This is a genomic window from Nonomuraea sp. NPDC048881, assembly GCF_040649795.1.
GTDB lineage: Bacteria > Actinomycetota > Actinomycetes > Streptosporangiales > Streptosporangiaceae > Nonomuraea.
Genome location: NZ_JBEZGC010000001.1, coordinates 713440 through 735607, shown reverse-complemented (window position 1 = coordinate 735607; position 22168 = coordinate 713440). Strand labels below are relative to the sequence as shown.

General features: G+C 71.6%; 20 protein-coding genes, 1 pseudogene and 1 riboswitch. Of the genes and pseudogenes, 10 read left to right on the top strand and 11 right to left on the bottom strand.

The features are described 5' to 3' along the window. Window positions 1-1974 (top strand): DUF6807 family protein, encoded by a 1974-nt coding sequence (locus AB0C33_RS03460; protein WP_358283197.1) that lies wholly within the window; start codon window positions 1-3, stop codon window positions 1972-1974. Between the two features lie 73 nt (window positions 1975-2047). Beyond that, a complete protein-coding gene (locus AB0C33_RS03455) occupies window positions 2048-3043 on the top strand; it encodes an acyltransferase family protein (RefSeq protein ID WP_358283195.1) in 996 nt (331 codons plus the stop codon). A 447-nt stretch (window positions 3044-3490) separates the two neighbouring features. Here the strand turns inward: AB0C33_RS03455 and AB0C33_RS03450 are convergent. Further along, a pseudogene (locus AB0C33_RS03450) lies at window positions 3491-3667 on the bottom strand (TetR family transcriptional regulator); the annotation flags it as partial. A gap of 68 nt (window positions 3668-3735) precedes the next feature. Here AB0C33_RS03450 and AB0C33_RS03445 point away from each other — a divergent pair. After that, on the top strand, window positions 3736-4959 hold the full coding sequence (locus AB0C33_RS03445) for an acyl-CoA dehydrogenase family protein (RefSeq protein WP_352319665.1): 1224 nt from the start codon (window positions 3736-3738) through the stop codon (window positions 4957-4959). Here the strand turns inward: AB0C33_RS03445 and AB0C33_RS03440 are convergent. The 5 genes from AB0C33_RS03440 to AB0C33_RS03420 form a co-directional block, all read right to left on the bottom strand. Beyond that, a complete protein-coding gene (locus AB0C33_RS03440) occupies window positions 4954-5715 on the bottom strand; it encodes a polyphosphate polymerase domain-containing protein (RefSeq protein WP_358283193.1) in 762 nt (253 codons plus the stop codon). The genes AB0C33_RS03445 and AB0C33_RS03440 overlap by 6 nt on opposite strands. Beyond that, window positions 5712-6242 carry a DUF4956 domain-containing protein gene (locus AB0C33_RS03435; protein WP_357991601.1) on the bottom strand — a complete coding sequence of 177 codons (531 nt, stop codon included), beginning with the start codon at window positions 6240-6242 and terminating at the stop codon, window positions 5712-5714. The genes AB0C33_RS03440 and AB0C33_RS03435 overlap by 4 nt, the downstream gene beginning before the upstream one ends. Before the next feature lie 87 nt (window positions 6243-6329). After that, window positions 6330-6992: a response regulator transcription factor gene (locus AB0C33_RS03430; RefSeq protein ID WP_352319662.1), complete on the bottom strand. Its 663-nt coding sequence runs from the start codon at window positions 6990-6992 to the stop codon at window positions 6330-6332. Continuing rightward, window positions 6989-8386, bottom strand: a complete 1398-nt coding sequence (locus AB0C33_RS03425) for a HAMP domain-containing sensor histidine kinase (protein WP_358283191.1) — start codon at window positions 8384-8386, stop codon at window positions 6989-6991. Before AB0C33_RS03425 ends, AB0C33_RS03430 begins: the two co-directional genes overlap by 4 nt. Before the next feature lie 12 nt (window positions 8387-8398). Next, entirely contained in the window at window positions 8399-8716 is a 318-nt protein-coding gene (locus AB0C33_RS03420; protein ID WP_358283189.1) for a hypothetical protein, read from the bottom strand. Window positions 8717-8845: 129 nt separating this feature from the next. Here AB0C33_RS03420 and AB0C33_RS03415 point away from each other — a divergent pair, with 129 nt between their 5' ends. The 4 genes from AB0C33_RS03415 (at window position 8846) to AB0C33_RS03400 (ending at window position 14662) form a co-directional block, all read left to right on the top strand. Next, window positions 8846-9643 carry an SDR family oxidoreductase gene (locus AB0C33_RS03415; protein WP_358283187.1) on the top strand — a complete coding sequence of 266 codons (798 nt, stop codon included), beginning with the start codon at window positions 8846-8848 and terminating at the stop codon, window positions 9641-9643. 74 nt (window positions 9644-9717) lie between these two features. Beyond that, window positions 9718-10551 (top strand): hypothetical protein, encoded by an 834-nt coding sequence (locus tag AB0C33_RS03410; RefSeq protein WP_358283185.1) that lies wholly within the window; start codon window positions 9718-9720, stop codon window positions 10549-10551. 90 nt (window positions 10552-10641) lie between these two features. Next, window positions 10642-13731: a DUF3427 domain-containing protein gene (locus tag AB0C33_RS03405; RefSeq protein ID WP_358283183.1), complete on the top strand. Its 3090-nt coding sequence runs from the start codon at window positions 10642-10644 to the stop codon at window positions 13729-13731. Between the two features lie 79 nt (window positions 13732-13810). After that, window positions 13811-14662, top strand: a complete 852-nt coding sequence (locus AB0C33_RS03400; RefSeq protein ID WP_358283181.1) for an SDR family oxidoreductase — start codon at window positions 13811-13813, stop codon at window positions 14660-14662. Between the two features lie 9 nt (window positions 14663-14671). On the opposite strand, the gene thiC is transcribed toward AB0C33_RS03400, so the two are convergent. Beyond that, window positions 14672-16150 carry a phosphomethylpyrimidine synthase ThiC gene (gene thiC, locus AB0C33_RS03395; protein ID WP_358283179.1) on the bottom strand — a complete coding sequence of 493 codons (1479 nt, stop codon included), beginning with the start codon at window positions 16148-16150 and terminating at the stop codon, window positions 14672-14674. Next, window positions 16143-16255, bottom strand: a riboswitch (TPP riboswitch). (Overlaps the previous gene by 8 nt.) A 35-nt stretch (window positions 16256-16290) precedes the next feature. On the opposite strand from thiC, the gene AB0C33_RS03390 reads away from it, so the two are divergent. Continuing rightward, on the top strand, window positions 16291-16911 hold the full coding sequence (locus tag AB0C33_RS03390) for a class I SAM-dependent methyltransferase (RefSeq protein ID WP_358283177.1): 621 nt from the start codon (window positions 16291-16293) through the stop codon (window positions 16909-16911). Here the strand turns inward: AB0C33_RS03390 and AB0C33_RS03385 are convergent. Continuing rightward, entirely contained in the window at window positions 16871-19114 is a 2244-nt protein-coding gene (locus AB0C33_RS03385; RefSeq protein WP_358283175.1) for a glycoside hydrolase family 95 protein, read from the bottom strand. The genes AB0C33_RS03390 and AB0C33_RS03385 overlap by 41 nt on opposite strands. Before the next feature lie 59 nt (window positions 19115-19173). Between AB0C33_RS03385 and AB0C33_RS03380 the strand changes: the two genes are divergently transcribed. Together AB0C33_RS03380 and AB0C33_RS03375 are read left to right on the top strand one after the other, a co-directional pair. After that, complete coding sequence (locus AB0C33_RS03380) at window positions 19174-19524, top strand: hypothetical protein (RefSeq protein WP_352349714.1); 351 nt, start codon at window positions 19174-19176, stop codon at window positions 19522-19524. A gap of 2 nt (window positions 19525-19526) precedes the next feature. Then, window positions 19527-20363 (top strand): universal stress protein, encoded by an 837-nt coding sequence (locus tag AB0C33_RS03375; RefSeq protein ID WP_358283173.1) that lies wholly within the window; start codon window positions 19527-19529, stop codon window positions 20361-20363. Window positions 20364-20439: 76 nt separating this feature from the next. On the opposite strand, the gene AB0C33_RS03370 is transcribed toward AB0C33_RS03375, so the two are convergent. The 3 genes from AB0C33_RS03370 to AB0C33_RS03360 all read right to left on the bottom strand — a co-directional run bounded on the left by AB0C33_RS03370 (window position 20440) and on the right by AB0C33_RS03360 (window position 22095). Beyond that, window positions 20440-21069, bottom strand: a complete 630-nt coding sequence (locus AB0C33_RS03370; RefSeq protein WP_358283171.1) for a YbaK/EbsC family protein — start codon at window positions 21067-21069, stop codon at window positions 20440-20442. After that, window positions 21059-21358, bottom strand: coding sequence for a winged helix-turn-helix domain-containing protein (locus AB0C33_RS03365; RefSeq protein ID WP_352349708.1), 300 nt, complete (start codon window positions 21356-21358; stop codon window positions 21059-21061). The genes AB0C33_RS03370 and AB0C33_RS03365 overlap by 11 nt, the downstream gene beginning before the upstream one ends. 74 nt (window positions 21359-21432) lie before the next feature. Next, a complete protein-coding gene (locus tag AB0C33_RS03360; RefSeq protein WP_358283169.1) occupies window positions 21433-22095 on the bottom strand; it encodes an AIM24 family protein in 663 nt (220 codons plus the stop codon). Window positions 22096-22168: the final 73 nt, after the last annotated feature.

Sequence of the window (22168 nt, the reverse complement as noted above, 5' to 3'; positions counted from 1 at the left end):
GTGAAGGTCGTCCTGGCCGGGGCGACCGGGCACGGGCGGCATCACCTGGACAACCTGCGCAGGCTCGCGGCCACCGGGCTGGTCGAGCCGGCCGGGATCTGCGACGTGCGGCCGGTGGAGCTCGACGTGGAGCTCGACGGCGGCCCCCTGCCGCAGTCGCCGGACCTGGGCGAGCTCGTCGCCGTCACCGGCGCGGAGATCACGATCGTCTGCACGCCGATCCACACGCACGCCGACCTCGCGGTCACGGCGTTGCGCGCCGGGTCGCACGTGCTGCTGGAGAAGCCGCCCGCGGCCAGCCCCGAGGCGCACGCGCGGATCGCCGCGGCGGTGGCCGAGACGGGGCTGGCCTGTCAGGTCGGCTTCCAGAGCCTCGGCTCGCGGGCGGTCCCCGCGCTGCGCGACCTGATGGCGAGCGGCGCGCTCGGCCGTATCCGCGGCATCGGCGGCGCGGGCGCGTGGGAGCGACCCTCGTCGTACTTCACCCGCTCGTCCTGGGCCGGACGGCGCAGGCTGCACGGCGCGGACGTGGTGGACGGCGCGCTCACCAACCCCTTCGCGCACGCCGTCGCGACCGCGCTGGCCCTGGTGGACGGCCCGGTCGAGGCGGTCGAGACCGAGCTGTACCACGCCCATCCGATCGAGGCCGACGACACCTCCTGCCTGCGCGTCCGGATCGCCGGCGGACCGGTGATCACGATCGCGGTGTCGCTGTGCGCGACCGGCCGCAGCGAGCCGTACCTGGTGGTGCACGGGGAGGCGGGGCGGGCGACGCTCACGTACACGCTGGACGAGCTGAGGGTCGAGCGGGCCGACGGCTCGGTGGAGACCACCGTGCACGAGCGCGACGGGCTGCTGGAGAACCTCGTCGCGCACATCCGCACGGGCGCCGAGCTGCTCGTCCCGCTCTCCCGCACCGAGACGTTCACCCAGGTCCTGGACGCGGTGCGACTCGCCCCCGAGCCGCTGCCCATCGCCGAACGGCACCAGGTCGTGGAGCGCGACGGCGGCGGCGCGGTCACCCACCGGTACCTGCCCGGCATCGCCGAGCTGACCGCGCGCAGCGCCGCGGAGCTGGCGCTCTACTCCGAGCTCGGCGCGCTGTGGACGGAGGTCGAGCTGCGGGTGGCGGGCGCGCCGGTCGCGGCCTACGAGTGGCGGCCCGACCTGCCCGCCGCCGACTCGCCGCGGCCGTACCTGCATCCGGTGCGCACGCTGGGCGGCGTCACCGTCACCGAGGTGCGGCCCGACGACCACGTGCACCACCTCGGCGCCGGCGTGGCGATCGCCGACCTGGGCGGCGCGAACTTCTGGGGCGGCCGCACCTACGTCAGGGGCCGGGGACCGGCCTGGCTGGACGACCACGGCAGGCAACGGCACGTCGCGTTCACCCGGCTGGCCGACGACGGCTTCACCGAGGAGCTGGAGTGGATCGGCCCCGGCGACCGGCTGATCGCCCGCGAGCGGCGCACGGTCACCGCCCGTCCGGTCGGCGACGCGTGGGCGCTCGATTTCGCGTTCACGCTGACCAACCTCACCGGCTCGCCGCTGGAGGTCAACAGCTCGGCCACCAAGGGCAGGCCCGGCGCGGGCTACGGCGGGTTCTTCTGGCGCGCGCCCGGCGCCTCGACCGGCCGGGTGACCTTTCCCGGGGACGAGGAGGCCGTGCACGGCAGCCGGGGCCGCTGGGTGGCCATGGCCGGGACCGGCCCGGACGGGCGGGGTTGGACGCTGGTGTTCGTGCAGGCCGGCGACGACCCCTGGTTCGTGCGGGTGGCGGAGTATCCCGGGGTCGGGCAGGCGCTCGCATGGGACCGTCCGCTCGTCGTCGAGGACACGCTGAGCAGGCGGGTCGTCACGGTCGTGGCCGACGGGCGGCTCGACGGGCCGTCGGTCTCGGCGCTGGCCGCCGCCGTGGAGACGACGATCGGGGACACCGCGATCGGGGACACGGCGATCGGGGAGCGCGCGTGACACCCGCTCTTCGGTAAGCCCTCATTCCCGGTTTCCCGGCGGTTCGGCGGGCCGCGGCTAGGGTGCGGAGTCTGTGAACGCACCCGTCATCGCCCGGCCCGCCACCGCCAGGGACCCGTTCTTCGACAACGCGAAGTACCTGGCCATCGTGCTGGTCGTGTGCGGGCACCTGATCGAGGACCAGCGCGACGCGCCGCTCGCCCACGCCCTGTACTTCTACGTGTACGTCTTCCACATGCCGCTATTCATCGTGCTTAGCGGCTATTTGTCGCGAAATTTCACGTTTTCGGGGGGCAAGGCGCGCAAACTCCTCTCCACCCTCGCCGTCCCTTATCTGATCTTCGAGCTGGCCTACTCGCTCCCCCGCCCGATCCTGTACGGCGAGTTCGAGCTGAGCCTGCTCGACCCGTACTACCTCACCTGGTTCCTGCTCTCGCTGTTCCTGTGGCGGCTGTCCACGCCGGTGTGGCAGCAGCTCAAGTGGCCGCTCGCGGTGGCGGTCGCGCTGTCCCTGCTGACCGGGCTCGACCGGTTGCCCGGCGAGCTGGCCATGAACCGCACGTTCGCGCTGCTGCCGTTCTACGTGCTCGGCCTGATGGTGCGGCCCGAGCACTTCGCCCTGCTGCGGCGGCCCTCCATGCGGCTGGCCGGGTTCTGCGTGCTGGGGCTGGGGCTCGCGGTCGCGCTGCTGGTGCACGAGCGGGTGCCGACCGAGTGGATCAGGTGGCGGCACTCCAACGCGGCCATCGGCGTGGACGACCTCACCGGCACCGCGATCAGGCTGGGGCTGCTGGCGGCGGGGGCGGTGCTGGTGGCCGCGTTCCTGGCGGTCACCCCGGCCCGGCGCACCTGGTTCAGCGGGCTGGGCTCGGCCACCATGTACGCGTACCTGCTGCACGGGTTCGTGGTGAAGGGCGCCGAGCGGCTCGGCCTGGGGCTGCCGCTGTCACTCCTGCTGGGCTTCCTGACCGCCACCCTGCTGTGCACGCCCTGGGTGCGCGGACTGTTCCGCTGGGCCGTCGAACCCCGCATGACCTGGGCCTTCACCCCGCTCCGCCGTCCCGCCTGACTCGTGCCTGAGCAGCCGCAGCGCGCCCCTGGACAGCGCGACCAGGATGTCGGCGCACTCCTCCAGGTCGGGGTAGCGGCCTTCCAGGTGGCCCATGGCCAGGGCGTTCGTGGCGGCGTTGACGCCCTCGGCGATCATCTCCAGGCGGCGCCGGTCCCGTTCGTCGCCGGCCGTGTAGCCGAGCGCGGCCAGGTCGGCCGCGTGGTGCTCGCGGTAGGCCGCGGCCGTACGGGCGGCGAAGTCGCGCAGCGAGGAGGACGGGTCGTGCCGCGCGCGCAGCTGGATGCGCAGCAGCTCGGGGTGGCGGCAGATCGCCTCCAGCGGGATGCGGAAGGTGTCGCGATGGCGTTCGAGGTCGCCGGGCGCCTCGCGGGCCCTGCGCCGGGCCTCCCGCATCGCGCCGCGCAGCCGGTCGCCGCCTTCCTCCGCGAGCACCAGCAGCAGCTCCTGCATGTCCTTGAAGTGCACGTAGAAGCTGGACTGCGCGATGCCGGCGGCCTTGGCGACCTTGCCTGTCGTCAGGCCGGTCTCGCCCTCCTCGTCGAGGATGGTCAGGGCTGCCCCGATCAGCCTGCGCCGGGTCAGGTCCTTCGCCTCGCTCCTGCTGAGCGGTGTGCTGGTCACGATCGCCTCACGGGACTTGTGTCTAATTTCACCGATAGTACTATCGGTGAAATTGCCGAAGGAGAGTCATGGCCATCGATTTCACTCTCGCCCCCGAGCACGAGGAGATCCGCAAGCGGGTCAGGTCCTTCGTCCAGGAGACCGTGATCCCCGCGATGTCCGGCGTGGAGGAGGGCGACCGGGATGCCTACCTCCGCACGATCTTCGAGCTCCGCCGCCGGGCCAGGGCCGAGGGCCTGTGGCTGCCGCACATGCCGAAGGAGTGGGGCGGCATGGGCCTCGGCCACGTCGAGCTGGCCATGGTGCAGTCGGAGGCGGCCAAGACCCGCATCGGCCCGTGGGTGCTCAACTGCCAGGCCCCCGACGAGGGCAACATGCACACACTCCTCCACTGGGCGGACGACGAGCAGAAGGAGAAGTACCTGCGGCCGCTGCTGGACGGCGTCCAGATGTCGTGCTTCGCGATGACCGAGCCCGAGGTCGCCGGGTCCGACCCGACCCTGATCCGCACCGAGGCGGTCAAGGACGGCGACGAGTGGGTGATCAACGGCCACAAGTGGTTCATCTCCAACGCCCGCCGGGCGAGCTTCGCCATCCTCATCGCGCGCACCGAGCAGGACGTGCCCGAGGGCTCGCGCGGCGCGAACACGGCCTTCCTGGTGGACCTGCCCAACCCGGGCTGGAAGGACGTGCGCGAGGTCGAGACGATGCACGGCTCGACCGGCCACAGCGAGATCGTGATCGAGGACCTGCGGGTGCCCGACAGCGCGATCCTCGGCGGCCGGGGCAACGGCCACCGGCTGGGCCAGTACCGGCTGGGCCCGGCGCGGCTCGCCCACTGCATGCGGTGGATCTCGCAGGCCGAGACGGCGCTGGACATGATGGTGGACCGGGCGCTCAACCGCTACAGCCACGGCTCGCTGCTGGCCGAGAAGCAGGGCGTGCAGTGGCTGATCGCCGACTCGGCCATGGAGCTCTACCAGTGCAAGCTCATGGTGCTGCACGCCGCTTCGAAGATCGACCGGGGCGAGGACTTCCGTACGGAGGTGTCGATGGCCAAGCATTTCGTGGCGAACAGCCTCAACCGCATCGTCGACCGGGCGATCCAGGTGCACGGCGCACTCGGCTACTCCACCGACACGCCGCTGGCGAGCATGTTCCAGCACGCCCGCTGGGCCCGCTTCGCCGACGGCGCCGACGAGATCCACCAGATGCGCATCGCCGAGCGCACGATCGCGGCCTACCAGGCGACCGGTTCGACGAGCGCGGCGACCGGCGGCCTGCCGCTATAGCGCAAGATAGCCCCGCATGACGGGCTGCCAGCGGTTGGCCGGGACGCCCCGGAGCGCGGCCACCGCCAGGCAGTACTTGCTGACGCTGACCGGCCGCACCCCCAGCCCGCGCAGCACCCGGTCCACCAGCGCCCGCCCGTCGGCCGACTTCGACTCCAGCAGCACCCGGTCGCGGCGGGCGGGCACCCGGCGGCCGCCGTCGTGGCAGAGCAGGCCGGTGTCGCAGGTCAGCCGGGCCTGCCCGGTTCGGTCGACGAGCGTGACCCGCCGGTAGTCGGTGGACAGCACGGGCCCGAGCGCGTCGGGCACGACGACGCTCAGCTCGCTGCTCAGCGTGTCGCCGACGAACTCCATGGCCTCGCTGGTCAGCTCGCCGGCCGCCGCGGCGTCGTACGGGATGCGGTGTTTGTCGGTGTTGCCGCGGGTGCCGTTCAGTTTCAGCTCCAGCCATCGCCCGCCCCCGTCCAGGTACGTGCGGGTGCGCAGCTTGAAGCGGCGCCGCCGGTCCTGCCGGTGCTGGCGGAAGGTCAGCAGATCAGGCGTGTCGAAATAGGTCGAGGTGTAGCGGAACTGGCGCAACGCCCCGATCCGCAGCACCGAGAGCCGGTCGCCCAGCTCGGCCACCAGCTCGGCCATGGCCGGGACGCTGACCACGTACTTGCGGTCCACCCGGCTCATCAGCTCCGGCACGTCGTCCAGCCCGACCGGCGGCAACCCGGCCGCGACGCCCGCCATCAGCGCGCCCGCGTCCCTCATCGGGCCACCTCGGCGATCTGGAAGCGCACGTCCACCACGGTCACGTCGCGCACATAGTCCACCTGGGTGACGACGCAGTGCAGGACGCGGCCCCGCAACCGGCTCTCCAGGTCGGCCCTGAGCAGCTCGGGGTCGGCGTGCACGACGTCGAGTGTCACGACCTGCTGCCTGGTGCGGCCCAGCAGGCGGGGGTGGTCGGCGACGTGCACGACGGCCAGCAGCACGCCGTCCAGGAGCAGCGCGGTCAGCGGGAGCTGGGAGGCGATGCCGTTCACCAGCCCGAGGACGATCGCCACGAAGTAGTAGGCGATCTCCTGCTGGGTGATCTCGCTGGACCGCAGCCGGATGATCGACAGCACCCCGAACAGCCCGAACCCGACCGCCAGGTCCACCCGCTGGACCAGCAGCAGGGAGACCACCGCGAAGATGCCCACGTTCAGCGCCACGTAGGCGAACAGCAGGTCGCGCCGGTGGTGTCGCCGGTAGTACAGGCCGTAGGCGAGGACGGTGATCGCCGCCAGGTCCATCGCCAGTCCGGCCGTCACGGTGTCTTGCCCCTCGTTCTCATGTCCACCAGCCTGCGGCTCGCCGGTGAGGGAGCCGTGAGGCGCCCATTAGGCGGCTCTCATCCGGTAGCCGGTGCCGCGCACGGTCTCGATGCGGTCGGGCCCGATCTTCCTGCGCAGGTAGCGGACGTAGACGTCCACGACGTTCGAGCCCGGGTCGAAGTCGAAGCCCCAGACGTGGCTGAGCAGCTGCTCGCGGGTCAGCACCTGGTCGGGATGCCGGCAGAAGATCTCCGCCAGCGCGAACTCCCTGGTGGACAGGTCCACCACGCGGTCGCCGACGTGCGCCCGCCGGGTCCGCAGGTCCAGCGCCAGGTCGCCGACGCGCAGCACGGTCGGCTCGGGCGTGCGGTCGGCCCGCAGCCGCAGCCTGACCCGGGCGAGCAGCTCCTCGAAGGCGAAGGGCTTGGCGATGTAGTCGTCGGCGCCGCCTTCGAGCCCGGCGACCGTGTCGGTCACGCCGCCCCGGGCGGTCAGGATGATCACCGGGATGGCCACCTTCGCCTCCCGCAGCCGCCGCAGCACGGTGAACCCGTCGCTGAGCGGCAGCCCGATGTCGAGCAGTAACAGGTCGAACCCGCCCGAACCGGCCAGGTCGTAGGCCGCGACGCCGTCCGTGACCACGGCCGTGACGAAGCCGTTGCCGCGCAGGCCCTTCTCCAGGAAGGCCGCGATCCTGCTCTCGTCCTCGGCGATCAGGATCCGGTTCATGCCCTGGCCAGCGGCAACGTCATCACGAAACAAGCGCCCCCCGCCGGGACGTCCGCCACTCTCACACCGCCTCCGTGCGCCTCGGCGATCGACCTGACGATCGCCAGCCCCAGTCCTGCCCCGTCGTGCCCGCCCGTACGTCCCGCGCCCCTGACGAACCGGCGGAAGATGCGCTCCCGGTCGGCGGGCGCGACGCCCGGCCCGCTGTCGCGCACCCACAACTCGGCCCGCCCGTCCCGCACGGCCGATCCGACCGCGATGAGATCGTCGTCCATGGTGTGGCGGACGGCGTTCACCACCAGCTGCATGAGCGCCTGCGTGAGCCGTTGCCGGTCGGCCGGGATCCGCGCCTCGGCCACCTGGTCGACCCGCCACCGCCGGTCGCCCAGCGGCCGGGCCTTGGCCACCACGCTCACCGTCAGGTCGGCCAGCTCGACCTCCTCGACCGCGAGGAAGCCGGGCTGCTCGGCCTTGGCGAGGGTGAGCAGGTCGTCCACGATCCGGTTCATGCGGTCCAGCTCGTCGGTGACCAGGGCGAGGGTCTCGGCCCGTTCGGCCGGGTCGTCCCCCATCAGCTCCAGATGCCCGCGGATGACCGTGATGGGGGTACGCAGCTCGTGCCCCGCGTCGTCCACGAACGTGCGCTGGACGGCGAAGGAACGTTCCAAACGGTCGAGCATGTGGTTGAACGTGGCGGCCAGCGCGGCCACGTCGTCGTCACCGGTCACCTTGAGCCTGCGGGTGAGGTCCGCCGAGTCGCTGATCTGCTCGGCCGTCTGGCTCACCAGCCGCACCGGAGCCAGCACCCGCCCCGCCACGAACCAGCCCGCCGCCCCCGCCAGAGCCAGCGCGGCCAGCGCCGACAGCCCGAGCACGCCGACCGCGTCCACGATCTCGCCCCGATGGCGGTCGTAGAAGACGGCGGCGACGAAATGGCCGGGACGGGGGTCGGCCGCCACCCTGACCGGGATGACGGCGTACCTGACCGTGCCCTCGACGCTTTCGGTGTCGCCGTAGGCGGGCCTGGTGGCCGCGGCCAGCACTTTGACCAGCTTCACGTCGGTGTCGAGCCGGGCCGGGGGCGTGACGGCGGTGATCCGGTCGGCCCTGCCGCCCACCATGGTGAAGAAGGTCTCCCAGCGGTCGGGCGCGTTGATCGCCAGGTAGCCGGTGAGCAGTTCCCGCACGTCGGAGACCGGCCGGCCGGTACGGGGATCATGGGCGGTGGCGGCGTACCTGCGCAGTTTCTCGGCCTCGTTGGTGAACTCCAGGTTCATCCGGTCGTCGAGGCGGGCGAGCAGGACGGTCCAGGTCGCGAAGATCGAGACCGCCAGGGCCAGGCCGACGACGGCGAGCATCCAGCCCACGATCCGGGCGCGGGCACTCACCCGCATCCGGCTCCCCGCTCAGTCGTCGTCATCGACGTCGTCTTCTTCGTCGTCGTCGCGGTCGTCATCGTCGTCGTCTCCGCCGCTCCAGGCGCGATGGTGGTCGTCGTCGCCATCATCATCGCCGCCTCCGGGCTTCGGCGCGGGCGGCTTGACGGGTTCCGCCTCGGTTCCCGGCGACGTGAACGGCCGTACGTCGCCGGCCGACGTCCCCGGCGAGGTCGAGACCGTGACGGACTCCCCCAGATCGGGCCCGTCGCCGGCCGCCCGCACCCACCCGGCCGAGAGGAACCCCGCCGCCGTCAGCGCCACGAGAATGAGCATCACGCGTTTCATGAGGTAGAGCGTCTGCCGCGCGGAGGAGACCATCCTGAGGCCAGGATGAGGAACCTCTCATCCCTTCCCATCCAGCCCGTCATCATTAGAATCATGTTCTGATACCGGCTGGTCGGTCAGGAGGTCTTCATGAGGGTGCGGGACAAGGTGATCGTCGTGACCGGCGCGGCCGGCGGCATCGGACGGGCGATGGCCCTGCGCTTCGCCGCCGAAGGAGCCACCGGGATCGTGCTGGCCGACCTGGACGAGCCCGGCGCGAGGGCCGTGGCCGACGAGATCGGCGACCGGGCGGTGGCCGTCCGCGCGGACGTCTCCGTCGAGTCCGACGTGGCCGCGCTGGCCGAGCCCACCCCCTTCGGCCCCGTGGACGTGTTCTACTCCAACGCCGGCATCATCGGCGGCTCCGGCCTCGACGCCCCTGTCCAGGAATGGACCTCCCTGTACGCGGTCAACGTCCTGGCCCACGTGCACGCCGCCCGCGCCGTCATCCCCGGCATGGTCGCCCGCGGCGGCGGATACCTGCTGAACACCTGCTCGGCGGCCGGGCTGGTGAGCTGCCCCGGCGACGCGCCGTACGCCGTCACCAAGGCCGCGGCCATCGCCTTCGCCGAGTGGGTGGCCATCCACTACGCCGCGCAGGGCATCAAGGTCAGCGTGCTGTGCCCGCAGGGCGTGCGTACCGGGATGCTGGAACGCGGCGTCGAGGAGGACCACCTGACGGCGCGCGCGGTGGGGGCGTCGGGCGCGATCCTCGACCCCGCCGACGTGGCGACCGCCGTGATCGACGGCCTGGCCGCCGAACGGTTCCACATCCTGCCCCACCCCGAGGTGGCCGACTTCTACCGCCGCAAGGCCGAAGCCCCGGACAGATGGCTAGCCGGAATGTCCAACTTCATCACCACCCTCCAATCCCCCCCAACCGACTGACCACGCCCGCCTCCTCCACACCCCACAAGGGGCTCCCCCTCGCCGTCGCCCTTCGCGAAAGGCCCGACCTGACCATGGACCAGCAGCTCACCCGGACCGCCCGCCAAGCCTGGCGCCGCCTGGAACCCGTCCACGGGATGATCTACTTCGTCCCCGAGGCCACCACCCGCTACGCCGCCCTCGGCCTCACCGGCATGTCCGGATATTTCACCTCACGCTCCGCCCCCTTGGGCCCCGCCCCCGCCGACCTCGTCATCGCCACGTTCTACAACTTCAACCCCGACCTCGTACGCCGCTCCCTCCCCTGGGACAAGGTCACCCCCGCCCAGGTCCTGCAAGCCCGCCTCGAAGCCGCCGCCGAAGCGCTCCGCCGGGCCGCCGTCCACGAACTGCCCGACCTCGTCCCCGTACTCACCCTGGCCAGGCGCGCCGCCGAGGCCGCCTGCGACCACCCCCAGGGCCGCCCCCTGTTCGCCGCCCACGCCGCCCTCCCCTGGCCCGACGACCCCCTCCTCCAGCTCTGGCACGCCCAGACCCTCCTGCGAGAGTTCCGCGGCGACGGCCACGTGGCGACCCTGCTGGCCGAGGGCATCACCGGCCTCGAAGCCCTCGTCCTGCACGCGGCCAGCGGCGAGGTCGCCAAGCCGTTCCTCACCATGAGCCGCGCCTGGCCCCCCGACCAGTGGGCCCACGCCGAGACCACCCTCCGCACCCGCGGCCTCCTGACCGCCGACAACGACCTGACCCCCGAAGGCAAGTCCCTGCGCCACCACCTCGAAACCCGCACCGACACCCTGGCCATGCCCGCCTACGGCGCCCTGGGCGAACCCGACTGCGAACGCCTCGCCGCCCTGGCCCGCCCCTTCGGCCGCCGAGTGGTGGACGCCGGCCTCCTCAAGCTCACCTGATCACCTGCGCCCCCGCCGGCGCCCGATCTACGCTGATCCTCCCGATCCAGGATCAAGGCCCAGGCGCCACGAAACAGGAGGCAGCGACCCGTGCCCGACACCCCCGTCCCCGGCCTGTACGACTCGCTGCTCACCCGCGGACTCCAGGAGCGCGCGGCGGGCTGGCGAGACGCGGATCACCTCGTCGAGATCTCCCCCGTCGACAAGGAGGAGGTCAGCCACCTGCTGGGCCGGTTCCTGGGCGAGACTGCCACCCGGGCGTTCGCCGCGCTCAAGGACCCGGAGGAGCAGGTGCGGCTGGCCAACCGGCTGCTCGCCCTGCTCGCTGACGCCGAGGCGGAGGTCGTCTCCGACGGGCCCGCCCGCCTGCTGTCCGTCGTCCGGAACGAACCCGGCGCGGCCGCCCCCGCCAGGCCGCTGACGTCGCTCTCCGAGGCGGCCCTGCTCACCAACGCCCGCGAGGACCCCAACCTGGCCCACGAGCTGGCCACCGAGCTGGCCAGCGCCGACCGGGTCGACCTGCTGTGCGCGTTCGTCAAGTGGTCGGGGCTGCGCATCCTCGAACGTCCGCTGGCCGAGCTGGGGCGGCGCGGCGTGCCGGTGCGGGTCATCACCACGACCTACCTGGGCGCGACCGAACGCCGGGCGCTCGACCGGCTGGTCCGCGACTTCGGCGCCGAGGTCCGCGTCAGTTACGAGCAGAACTCGACCCGGCTGCACGCCAAGGCGTGGCTGTTGCGCCGCCATACGGGCTTCGACACCGCGTACGTCGGCAGCTCGAACCTGTCCCGGGCGGCCCTGCTCGACGGGCTGGAATGGAACGTACGCCTGTCGTCGGTGACGACGCCCCGGCTGCTGGACAAGTTCGAGGCGACCTTCGACTCCTACTGGAACCGTCCCGAGTTCGAGCCGTACGACCCGGAGACGGACGGCGGCCGGCTGGACGAGGCGCTGTCCCGGTCGCAGAGCGGTGAACGGATCTTCGACATCCCGGCCCTGGTTCCGCATCCCTTCCCACACCAGCGGGAGATGCTGGAGGACCTCGATGTCGAACGGACCGTCCACGACCGGCACCGGAACCTGCTGGTGGCCGCGACCGGCACGGGCAAGACCGTCGTCGCCGCGTTCGACTACCGCAACCTGCAACGGCGTCTCGGCCGCCGGCCGACCCTGCTGTTCGTGGCGCACCGCCGGGAGATCCTGGCCCAGGCCATGCACACCTACCGGCAGGTGCTGGCCGTGCCGGACTTCGGCGAGCTGCACGTCGGCGACGAACGTTCCCGGCAGTGGCAGCACGTCTTCGCCTCGGTCCAGTCCCTCAGCAGGATCATCGACTCCTTCGCCCCCGACCGTTTCGACGTGGTCGTCATCGACGAGTTCCATCATGCGGCTGCCCACACGTACCGCCAGGTCATCGGCCGTCTCCGGCCCAAGGAGCTCCTGGGCCTGACCGCCACCCCCGAACGCGCGGACGGCACCTGGGTGCAGGACGAGTTCTTCGACGGGCGCATTGCCTCGGAGCTGCGCCTGTGGGACGCCCTCGACGCCGACCTGCTCTGCCCGTTCCACTATTTCGGCATCAACGACGAGACCGACCTCAGCACGGTGAAGTGGTCGCGCGGCTCCTACGACCTGGCGTCGCTGGACAACGTCCTCACCGGCGACACCGCTCGGGCGCGGCTGGTGTTGAACGCGCTCCTGGACAAGGTCAGCGACCTGGCGGCGGTGCGCGGGCTCGGATTCTGCGTCTCGGTGGGACACGCGCGCTTCATGGCCGACTTCTTCACCAGGGCGGGGCTGCCCTCGCGGGCGGTGGACAGCGGCACCGATGACCTGTCGCGCAAGGACGCGCTGAAGGCCCTGCGCGAGGGGAGGGTCACCTTCCTGTTCGCCGTGGACCTGTTCAACGAGGGCCTCGACGTGCCCGACGTCAACACCCTGCTCCTGCTGCGCCCGACCGAGAGCGCCACCGTCTTCCTGCAGCAGCTCGGCCGCGGCCTGCGCCGCACTCCCGACAAGGACGTGCTGACCGTCCTCGACTTCGTCGGCCAGCACCGCAAGGAGTACCGCTTCGGCAACCGGTTCCAGGCGCTCACCGGCTTCGTCCGAGGGCGGCTGGAGACACAGGTCAAGAACGACTTCCCGCTCCTGCCGTCGGGCTCGCAGATCGTCCTGGACCGGGTCACCAAAGACCGCCTGCTCGACGAGCTGCGGATCCATCTGAGCGCGACGGTCACCATGGTCACGCAGGAGATCCGGTCGCTCGCCGAGACATCGCTCGTGAAGTACCTGGAGGCGAGCGGCCGCGACATCGACGACCTGTACCGCAACCGCCGCTACTGGACCGACCTGCTGCGCCGCTCCGGCCTGGTCACCGCCCCCGCCTCCCCGCTGGAGAACGCGCTGGGCCGCCGGATCCGCGCGCTGCTCCACGTCGACGACCGCCCGCGGGCCGCGGCCTATGCCAGCCTGCTGCGTCCCGACGGGCCCCGCTACGACGACTGCCCGCCGACCACGCAGGCGTTCGCCCGCATGTTGTTCTTCTCCTTCTGGCGGGACGGCGGCGGCTTCGCCACCTACGACAAGGGCTTGGACCGATTGCGGGCCGAGCCGGACCTGTGCGGGGAGATCCTGGACGTCCTCGCCTACGGCGTGGAGCGCCCGCGTCATGTGACCAAGCCGCTTCCCGCGACGCTCGCCGGCGTGCCGCTGGTCCTCAACGGCCAATACTCGGCCGACGAGGTCCTGGCCGCTCTGGGCTGGGCGAGCCTCGGCGGTTCGGTGCCCGCCACCATGCGGGAGGGCGTGGCGTGGTGCCCGGCCACCCGCTGCGACGCCCTCTTCGTCACCCTGCGCAAGAACGAGAAGGAGTTCTCCCCGCAGACTATGTACCGGGACTATGCCCTGACCCCGGAGCTGTTCCACTGGGAGTCCCAGAACCGGACCGGTGCGGCGTCGGCCACCGGCCTGCGCTACCAGAGGCACGAGCACACCGGCAGCCACGTCCTGCTGTTCACCAGGGAACGCACGGAGAACGACCTTCGCCACCCCGAGCCGTATGTCTTCCACGGCACCGCCCGCTACGTCGAGCACAAGGGCGAACGCCCGATGGCCGTCACCTGGAGGCTGGACGAGGAGATGCCCGCGGACCTGTTCCGGCGCGCGGCCATCGCCGGCTGACCGCCGCGGCTCTGCGGAAAGGGCGGATCTGGGCGAAGCATGACGTTACCGATACCCCGTCAGGGGAAGATCGCCGGACATGCCGGAGACACCACCACCCCAGACCCAGCAGTACCCGGGCCGTACGGACGAGATGTCCCCCGAGCCGCGCGACGAGATGCGCGGCTACGAGGGCAGGGACCTGCTGGCGGGCAAGAAGGCGCTGATCACCGGTGGCGACTCGGGCATCGGCCGGGCGGTGGCGGTGGCGTTCGCCAAGGAGGGCGCGGACGTCGCCATCGCCTACCTCGACGAGCACGACGACGCCAACCACACCCGCGGCCTGGTCGAGCAGGAGGGACGGCGGTGCGTGCTGCTGCCCGGCGACCTGGGCGACCGCGACCACTGCGCGACGGTCGTGGAGCAGGCGGTCTCCGAGCTGGGCGGCCTGGACGTCCTGGTCAACAACGTGGCCTACCAGGCGCCGGTCGACTCCCTGGAGGAGCTGACGGACGAGCAGTGGGAGCACACGTTCGCGGTCAACATCCACAGCTACTACCGCGTCACCAAGGCCGCGCTGCCGCACCTGCGGGAGGGCAGCGCGATCGTGAACACCTCCTCGATCAACGGCCTGCGCGGCAACAAGACCCTCATCGACTACGCCGCGACGAAGGGCGCGATCAACGCCTTCACCTACTCGATGGCCCAGAACCTGGTCGAGCGCGGCATCAGGATCAACGCCGTCGCCCCCGGCCCGGTCTGGACGCCGCTGATCCCGGCCACGATGCCGGAGGAGAAGGTGGCGAAGTTCGGCGCGCAGGTGCCGATGAAACGGGCCGCCGACCCCGACGAGATCGCCCCTTCGTACGTGTTCTTCGCCGCCGACCGGCTGTCCTCGTACTACACGGGCGAGGTGCTGGCCCCGATCGGCGGCGAGACGCTCCCGGGCTGACCGCGCGGGTCAGAGGTAGATCGAGCCGCCCTTCCCGAGGAACTCGGCCGCCTTGTCGGCCATGCCCGCCCGCACCTCGTGGCTGAGCTTCATCGAGCAGAACTTCGGGCCGCACATCGAGCAGAAGTGCGCGGTCTTGGCGGGCGCGGCCGGCAGGGTCTCGTCGTGGAAGGCGCGGGCGGTGTCCGGGTCGAGCGACAGGTCGAACTGGTCCTCCCAGCGGAACTCGAACCGGGCGTCCGACAGGGCGTCGTCCCACGCCTGGGCCTGCGGGTGCCCCTTGGCCAGGTCAGCCGCGTGCGCCGCGATCTTGTAGGTGATCACGCCGGTCTTGACGTCGTCGCGGTTGGGCAGGCCGAGGTGCTCCTTGGGGGTGACGTAGCAGAGCATGGCGGTGCCGTACCAGGCGATCATGGCGGCGCCGATGCCCGAGGTGATGTGGTCGTAGCCGGGGGCGATGTCGGTGACGAGCGGGCCGAGGGTGTAGAAGGGCACGTCGTCGCAGAGCTCGCGCTGCAGGTCGACGTTCTCCTTGATCTTGTGCATGGGCACGTGGCCGGGGCCCTCGATCATCACCTGCACGTCGTGCGCGTGCGCGATCTTGGTCAGCTCGCCCAGGGTGCGCAGCTCGGCGAACTGGGCCTCGTCGTTGGCGTCCGCGATCGAGCCGGGGCGCAGCCCGTCGCCCAGCGAGAACGTCACGTCGTAGCGGGCCAGCAGGGCGCACATCTCGTCGAAGTGCTCGTACAGGAAGCTCTCGCGGTGGTGGGCCAGGCACCAGGCGGCCATGATCGAGCCCCCGCGCGAGACGATCCCGGTCTTGCGGCGGGCGGTCAGCGGGACGTGCGCCAGCCGCACGCCCGCGTGCACCGTCACGTAGTCGACGCCCTGCTCGCACTGCTCGATCAGGGTGTCGCGGTAGACCTCCCACGACAGCGCCTCGGGCCGCCCGCCCACCTTCTCCAGCGCCTGGTAGATGGGCACGGTCCCGACCGGGACGGGCGAGCTGCGGATGATCTGCTCGCGGGTCTCGTGGATGTTCGGCCCGGTGGACAGGTCCATGACGGTGTCGGCGCCCCACCGGGTGGCCCAGGTCATCTTCTCGACCTCCTCCTCGATCGAGGAGGTGACGGCGGAGTTGCCGATGTTGGCGTTGATCTTGACCAGGAAGTTCCGGCCGATCGCCATCGGCTCGGACTCCGGATGGTTGACGTTGGCGGGGATGACCGCCCGCCCGGCCGCGACCTCCTGCCGGACGAACTCGGGCGTCATCCCCTCCCGGACGGCCACGAACTCCATCTCCTTGGTCACCACGCCGCGCCGCGCCGCGCCGAGCTGGGTGACCGGCGAGCCCCACGCCGAGCGGTCGGCACGCGACGGCCCCGAGGTGTCGTAGAGCCGCACCGACGTGCCGTTCGACAGCCTGACCTCGCGCATCGGCACCTGAAGGTCACCGATGTAGATCTTGGAAAAGCGCGCGTCGCTCATCGCGCAAACTCCCTTCGCCGGCATTATCCGGAGCAGGTTCTGGCGGTCGGCGGCTGACAGCCGTCCTCTCAGCCCGGTCCGCACCGGGCTCCCGCGTTGGTCATCGCGATCATAACCCCGCGCGTGGCAGGATCAAGGGGATGTCTGATCCCATTGCGCACACGACCGCCACCTACGACCGCATCGCGCGCCAGTTCGACGAGCAGTTCACCGAACCGCCACCCTCGTTCGCGGCCTTCCGCGACCGGTTCGCCTCGGCCCTGCCCGCCGGAGCCACGGTCGCCGACCTGGGATGCGGCCCGGGGCGCGAGTCGGCCTGGTTCGCCGGACGCGGCCTGACCACCGTGGGCGTGGACCTGTCGATCGAGATGGCCAGGCTCGCCGCCGGGCACGGCGTGCCCACCGTCCTGGGCGATCTGCGACGCCCGCCGCTGTCGCCGGCCTCCCTGGACGGCCTCTGGTCGGCCGCGGCCCTCGTGCACGTGCCGTCCGAGCAGACCGAGGCGACGTTGCGCGCCTGGCACGCGGCGCTGCGCCCCGGCGGGGTGCTCGCGCTGACCACCGCCCTGGGCGACGGCGAGGGCTGGGAGCCGGTGCCGTACCGGACGGAGTACGAGCGCTGGTTCGTCCACCGCGACGCGGGCGACCTGCTCGCGGTGCTGGACGCGGCCGGGTTCGCGGTCGCCTGGCACGAGACGAACGTCACCCACCGCACGTGGTTCAGCGTGCTGGCGACAGCGCGCAGCTCTCCCCAGCCCTAGTCTCCAGGTCGAGCGCGAAGCCGGGGCCGCGCAGCCGGGCGGTCCCGCCGCGCGCCGACGACAGCCTGACCTCGACCGGCACGCCGTCCGCCCAGGTCACCCCGACGGTGAAGCCGCCGCGGGCGCGCAGCCCGTCGAACGAGCCCGCGCGCCAGGCGGCCGGCAGCGCGGGCAGCAGCTCGATGACGCCGGCGTGGCTCTGGAGCAGCATCTCGGCCACCCCGGCGGTCGCGCCGAGGTTCCCGTCGATCTGGAACGGCGGATGTGTGTCCCACAGGTTGGGCAGCGTGCTGGCGCGCAGTTGCCCGCTCAGCATGGCCAGGGCGCGGTCGCCGTCCTTGAGCCGGGCCCAGAAGTTGACCTTCCAGGCCATGCTCCAGCCCGTGCCGCCGTCGCCGCGCGCTTCGAGCGTGGTGCGCGCCGCGGCCAGGTGCTCGGGAGCGGTGAGCTGCGTCCCGGGGTGCAGGGCGTAGAGCTGGGAGACGTGCCGGTGCCGGTCGGACGGGTCGTCGAGGTCGGCCTTCCACTCCTGGAGCTGCCCCCAGGAACCGACCCGCAGCCCGGGATCGAGCCGGTCGGCCGCCTCGCGCAGCCGTCCGGCGAACTCGGCGTCCACGCCGAGCGTGCGCGCGGCCGCGACCGTGCAGGCGAACAGGTCCCGGACGATCTGCTGCGGCATGGCCGCGCCCGCGGTGAAGTCGCCGTGCTCGGGCGAGTACGCGGGCGAGACGACGAGGCTGCCGTCGCGCGCGTCGGGACACAGGTTGGCCAGCCAGAACTCGGCGGCCTCGCGCATCGCCGGATAGGCGTGCCCGCGCAGGTGGCGCTCGTCGCCGTCGAACAGGTAACGCTCGTAGAGCTGGCGCACCAGCCAGCCGGCGGCGTCCGGCATCCAGAACGACGTGGGCCAGTCGTGCACCCCCGTGAACCCGAACGGGTTGGTGTTGGAGTGCACCGCCCACCCCGCCGAGCCGAACATCGACCGCGCGGTCTCGCGTCCGGGCGCGCGCAGCCCCGCCACGAACTCCTGGTACGGCACCGCCGTCTCGGCCAGGTTCGCCGGCTCGGCCGGCCAGTAGTTCATCTGCAGGTTGATGTTGGTGTGGTAGTCGGACTCCCACGGCGGCGAGTTGGACGCGTTCCACACCCCCTGGAGGTTGGCCGGCAGCGAGCCGGGGCGGGAGCAGGCGATCAGCAGGTACCGGCCGTACTGGAAGTACAGCGTCTCCAGGGCTTTGTCGGACGGGGTGCCGGCGCCTTCGTAGGCGGCCAGCAGGCGGTCGGTCGGCAGGTCGGGCATGCGCTGGCCGAGGTCGAGGCGGACCCGGCCGAACAGCGCCCGATGGTCGGCCTCGTGCTCGGCCCGCAGCTCGGCGTACGGCCGCCGGGCCGCCGCGTCCACCGCTGCCGTGACGCGCGCCGCCGGGTCCGGGCCGCGGTAGCCGGGGTGGACGGGCGCGTAGTCGGTGGCCGCCGAGAAGACGAACACCGCGCTGTCGGCGCCCGTCACCACGACGCGGTCGCCCTCGTCCGTACGGGTGCCGCCCTCGGTCAGCACCTGGACCTGGCCCTCGTACACCAGGCCGTTGTCGGCGAGCACGCCCCGGACGCGCAGCCGTCCGGACTCGGCGGTCACTTCCTCCTCGCCGTCATGCGCGGTGCCGAAGCGCAACGTGAACCCCACCCGTCCCGGACGCCCCGCCGTCAGCCTGCCGACGATGACGTGCGCCGGGTACGAGGCGAAATATTCCCTGGTGAGGACCACGCCGTCGGCATCCTCGTACGTCACGGCGGCCACCGCCGTCTCCAGGTCGAGCGTGCGCCGGTAGCCGCCGGAGAAACCGCCGGTCACGTCGAGCAGCAGCTCACCGAAGTTCTGGTACGCCCCGAAGCCGGGAATGTGCCCCACCGTGCTGTAGGACGGGTTCCCCAGGATCGCGGCCACCTCCTCCGGCGCCATCGAACCCCGGTCGTCGATGACCCGCCGCACCGCCTCCAGAGCGCCGGGACGGTCCGCCGGCCAGTTTCCGGATCCACCGGGCTCCGCGCTGCCCGGACCGCCGGTCCACAACGACTTCTCGTTGAGCTGGACGCGCTCGGTCGCAAGCGTCCCGAACACGCAGGCGCCGAGCGCTCCGTTACCGATCGGAAGGACGTGTCCTTCCCAACTGGGGGCGGGCTCGTCGTACCGGAGCGTCAGCATGGCGATCAGCCTAAGGTTTGGCGATCGCCCCTGGCGGTACGGACTCCCTCAGGGGAACTATGATGAAGATCGCCGCTGTGGCCGCGATCGTGGCTCTCGCCACGATCGGACCGGCTGCCGCCTCTGGGGACGGCATCGAGCAGCAGGAAGTGAGCAAGCAGCAATACCGGACGCTGACCGCCCAGTGCCGCTACGCCGACACACCAGCCCTGCGCCAGAAGTGCAGGCAAGCGGTCAAGGACAACTACCGTATCGGCCGGCGCAACCGTTCACTCGACTGCCGGACGTACTCCGGCGTGACGGTCTGCGGCGAACTGCTCCTCAGCAAGACCGAGCGCGCGTGCATCGACGAGTCCACCAGACAGGGCTTGGCCTATCGCCGCGCCGAAGTGGAATGTTACGTGGCCTGACCATGATCGTCGCAGGTGTCGACGGCTCGCCGACCGGACTGCTGTCCGTCGACTGGGCCGCCAAGGAGGCAGTGCTGCGCGGGGTGTCGCTGACCGTGGCCCACGTGGTGCCCGACTGGGTCTGCCGCCCAATCTCCGGCCGGTACGCGGAGGTGGGCAAGTGGATGCGCGACGGCGCCAAGGAGGTGCTCGCGGCCGCCGAACGGCAGGCCCGCGAACTGGGCGCCGAGGTGACCACGGAACTCGTGCCCGGCGATCCCCGCGCCGCGCTGATCAAGACCGCCGAGCAGGCCGACCTGCTCGTCGTCGGCAGTCGTGGCCTGGGCGGCGTACGCGGGCTGCTGCTCGGCTCGGTCGCCCACGGGGTGGCCGCGCACGCCCAGACGGACGTCGTCCTGGTCCGCGATCCGCCCGCCGTTCCGCGCGGTGAGCTGGTGGTCGGCGTCGACCGTTCCGAGGGCAGCCTCCGCGCGCTGAAGTTCGCCTTCGCCGAGGCCGAGCTGCGCGGCGCCAGGCTGCGCGCGGTGGAGGCGTTCGCCTGGCCGCGTCCCTCGGGCTTCGGGCCCGCCGATCCGGAGGCCGAACGCGAGACCCGCGAGGCTCTGCGGACCTTCCTCGCCATACCCCGCCAATGCCATCCCGGCGTGGAGGTGATCGAGGACGTCGTGCACGGCCATCCCGTCGAGGTGCTGCGCGAGGTGGCGGCCGGGGCCGACCTGCTGGTCGTCGGCAGCCGGGGGCACGGCACGCTGAAGGGCATGCTCATCGGCTCGGTCAGCCAGGCCATGCTGCACCACGCGCCCGGCCCGCTCGCGATCGTGAAAGCCACCTCCGCCTAGGGGACGTTCCCGCAGGTCCCCGCCTTCGCCGTCCCCTCCTGCCTCCGGCCGCCCTGCCCCGGACGCCCGCTGGTGGCTAACCGGCGGCCGGCACCGCCGCCGCCACGATGGCGGCCACGCGCGGCGCGGCCAGACGTACGTAGTCGTCGGTGGCGAGCGCCAAGGAGCGGTCGAGGCGCGCGGCGTTGAAGTAGATCTCCGGCAGTTCCAGCAGCGAAGGATCGACGACCAGCTCAAGGCGGGGGTCATGGCTGAACGGCAACACCGTCCCGCTGACGCTGCCCGCCAGCTCCTCCGCGCGGTCCTTGTCGGCGAAGGCGACGTACGTGCCCTCCAGCAGCCCCTTGACCGCCTGCAGATCCAGCCGCGCGTCGCCCGGCACGACGGCCAGCACGTGCCGGGTGCGCTTCTTTCCGATCTTGACCATCACGATCAGGCACTTGGCCGCCTGCTCGACGCCGTGCCCGCGCAGGGCGCTCACCTGCTCGGTACGGCCCTCCGCCGGATGGTCGATCACCCGGTACCGCGCCCCGCCGGCATCGAGATCGGCGATCAGCCGCTCGTAGGCGTCCGGCCGCCGGTGGGCCTCGGGACCTTCCCCGGCATCGGGACCTTCCCCGGCATCGAGACCTCCGTGGGCTCCGGGACCTTCTCCGGCATCGGCGCCCTCGGAGCCGTCGGGACCTTCGTAGGCGTCACCAGTCACTGCTCAACATCTCCTTGGCCTTGGCGATCCGGCCCTCGTCGCGCTGGTAGAACACCCACTGCTTGATCTTCGTGCCCCGGATCAGCCCCGCCTGGGCCAGCACCTTGAGATGCTCGCCGCACGTGGGCCGGCTCACGCCCAGTTTCTCGGCGATGAACAACGAACAGACGCCGTCGCGTACGAGATCGCCGTCGCGCTGCGGGCCGAAGTGCCGCTCGGGGTCGCGCAGCCACTCAAGGATGAGCAGCCGTTTGTCACTGGCCAGCGCCTTGACCAGATCCACATCCACCGAGCCAGTATGGCAATAAGCTAATTACCTGTCCACGCCCGGCCCCTGGACCGCATGGCCCCGCCCGTACGACCTCAGGACGCCTGCACCACCGGCGCACCTTCGCTGGCCTGCACCAGGACGAACCCCTGCCCCCGGAACGCCAGCTGCATGGCCTCGCCGCTCCCGCGCCCGATCAACGCCCCGACCTTCATCGTGCGGTTGACCCCGACCTGCAGCCCCGTGCTCCAGCACACCGCCGCCTGCCCGTCCACGAACGTCGGCATCCGCGCCACGTCCAGCAACACCGGCGTGCCGTGCGTGGTCACCGCCACCCACCCCGTGCCCGTCACCGTGGTGTTGAACAGCCCACCGGCCGCGACCCCGGCCCCCTGCACCCGCTGGATGTCCCACCTGAGCTCCGGCCCGAACGCCAGCAGGTTCCGCCCGTTGACCGTCAGCCCCTCGTTCTCCAGGTAGAAGAGGTGGATGTCGTCGGCGTTGTCGGCCAGATAGAGCTGCCCCTGGCCGCGTACCCGCATCAGGGAGGCCCCCTCCCCCGTCACGGCCTTCTTCAGCAGCCTGCCGAGCCCGCCACCCTCGTAGTCGAAGTCCATCTGCCCCTGGAAGGCGACCATGGACCCCTGCTTGGCAAGCACCTCGTGCGGCAACTGGACCCGCAGCATCTTGCTGTTCTCCAGCGCGAACCCGCCGGGAAGCGGCTGGCCGGCCAGGTTGCCGAAGATCGAACTACGCACGTCGCGCCTCTCACGTCGATGGTCGTCGCCGCCGACGTGCATCCGGAGCCGGCCCGAGCGGCGTCATCTCCGC

Coding starts and splice junctions, on each gene's coding strand:
- AB0C33_RS03445 (WP_352319665.1), top strand. CDS start 3,736: ATGGCCATCGATTTCACTCTCGCCCCCGAGCACGAGGAGATCCGCAAG.
- AB0C33_RS03440 (WP_358283193.1), bottom strand. CDS start 5,715: ATGAGGGACGCGGGCGCGCTGATGGCGGGCGTCGCGGCCGGGTTGCCG.
- AB0C33_RS03435 (WP_357991601.1), bottom strand. CDS start 6,242: ATGGACCTGGCGGCGATCACCGTCCTCGCCTACGGCCTGTACTACCGG.
- AB0C33_RS03430 (WP_352319662.1), bottom strand. CDS start 6,992: ATGAACCGGATCCTGATCGCCGAGGACGAGAGCAGGATCGCGGCCTTC.
- AB0C33_RS03425 (WP_358283191.1), bottom strand. CDS start 8,386: ATGCGGGTGAGTGCCCGCGCCCGGATCGTGGGCTGGATGCTCGCCGTC.
- AB0C33_RS03420 (WP_358283189.1), bottom strand. CDS start 8,716: ATGAAACGCGTGATGCTCATTCTCGTGGCGCTGACGGCGGCGGGGTTC.
- AB0C33_RS03415 (WP_358283187.1), top strand. CDS start 8,846: ATGAGGGTGCGGGACAAGGTGATCGTCGTGACCGGCGCGGCCGGCGGC.
- AB0C33_RS03410 (WP_358283185.1), top strand. CDS start 9,718: ATGGACCAGCAGCTCACCCGGACCGCCCGCCAAGCCTGGCGCCGCCTG.
- AB0C33_RS03400 (WP_358283181.1), top strand. CDS start 13,811: ATGCCGGAGACACCACCACCCCAGACCCAGCAGTACCCGGGCCGTACG.
- thiC (WP_358283179.1), bottom strand. CDS start 16,150: ATGAGCGACGCGCGCTTTTCCAAGATCTACATCGGTGACCTTCAGGTG.
- AB0C33_RS03390 (WP_358283177.1), top strand. CDS start 16,291: ATGTCTGATCCCATTGCGCACACGACCGCCACCTACGACCGCATCGCG.
- AB0C33_RS03385 (WP_358283175.1), bottom strand. CDS start 19,114: ATGCTGACGCTCCGGTACGACGAGCCCGCCCCCAGTTGGGAAGGACAC.
- AB0C33_RS03380 (WP_352349714.1), top strand. CDS start 19,174: ATGATGAAGATCGCCGCTGTGGCCGCGATCGTGGCTCTCGCCACGATC.
- AB0C33_RS03375 (WP_358283173.1), top strand. CDS start 19,527: ATGATCGTCGCAGGTGTCGACGGCTCGCCGACCGGACTGCTGTCCGTC.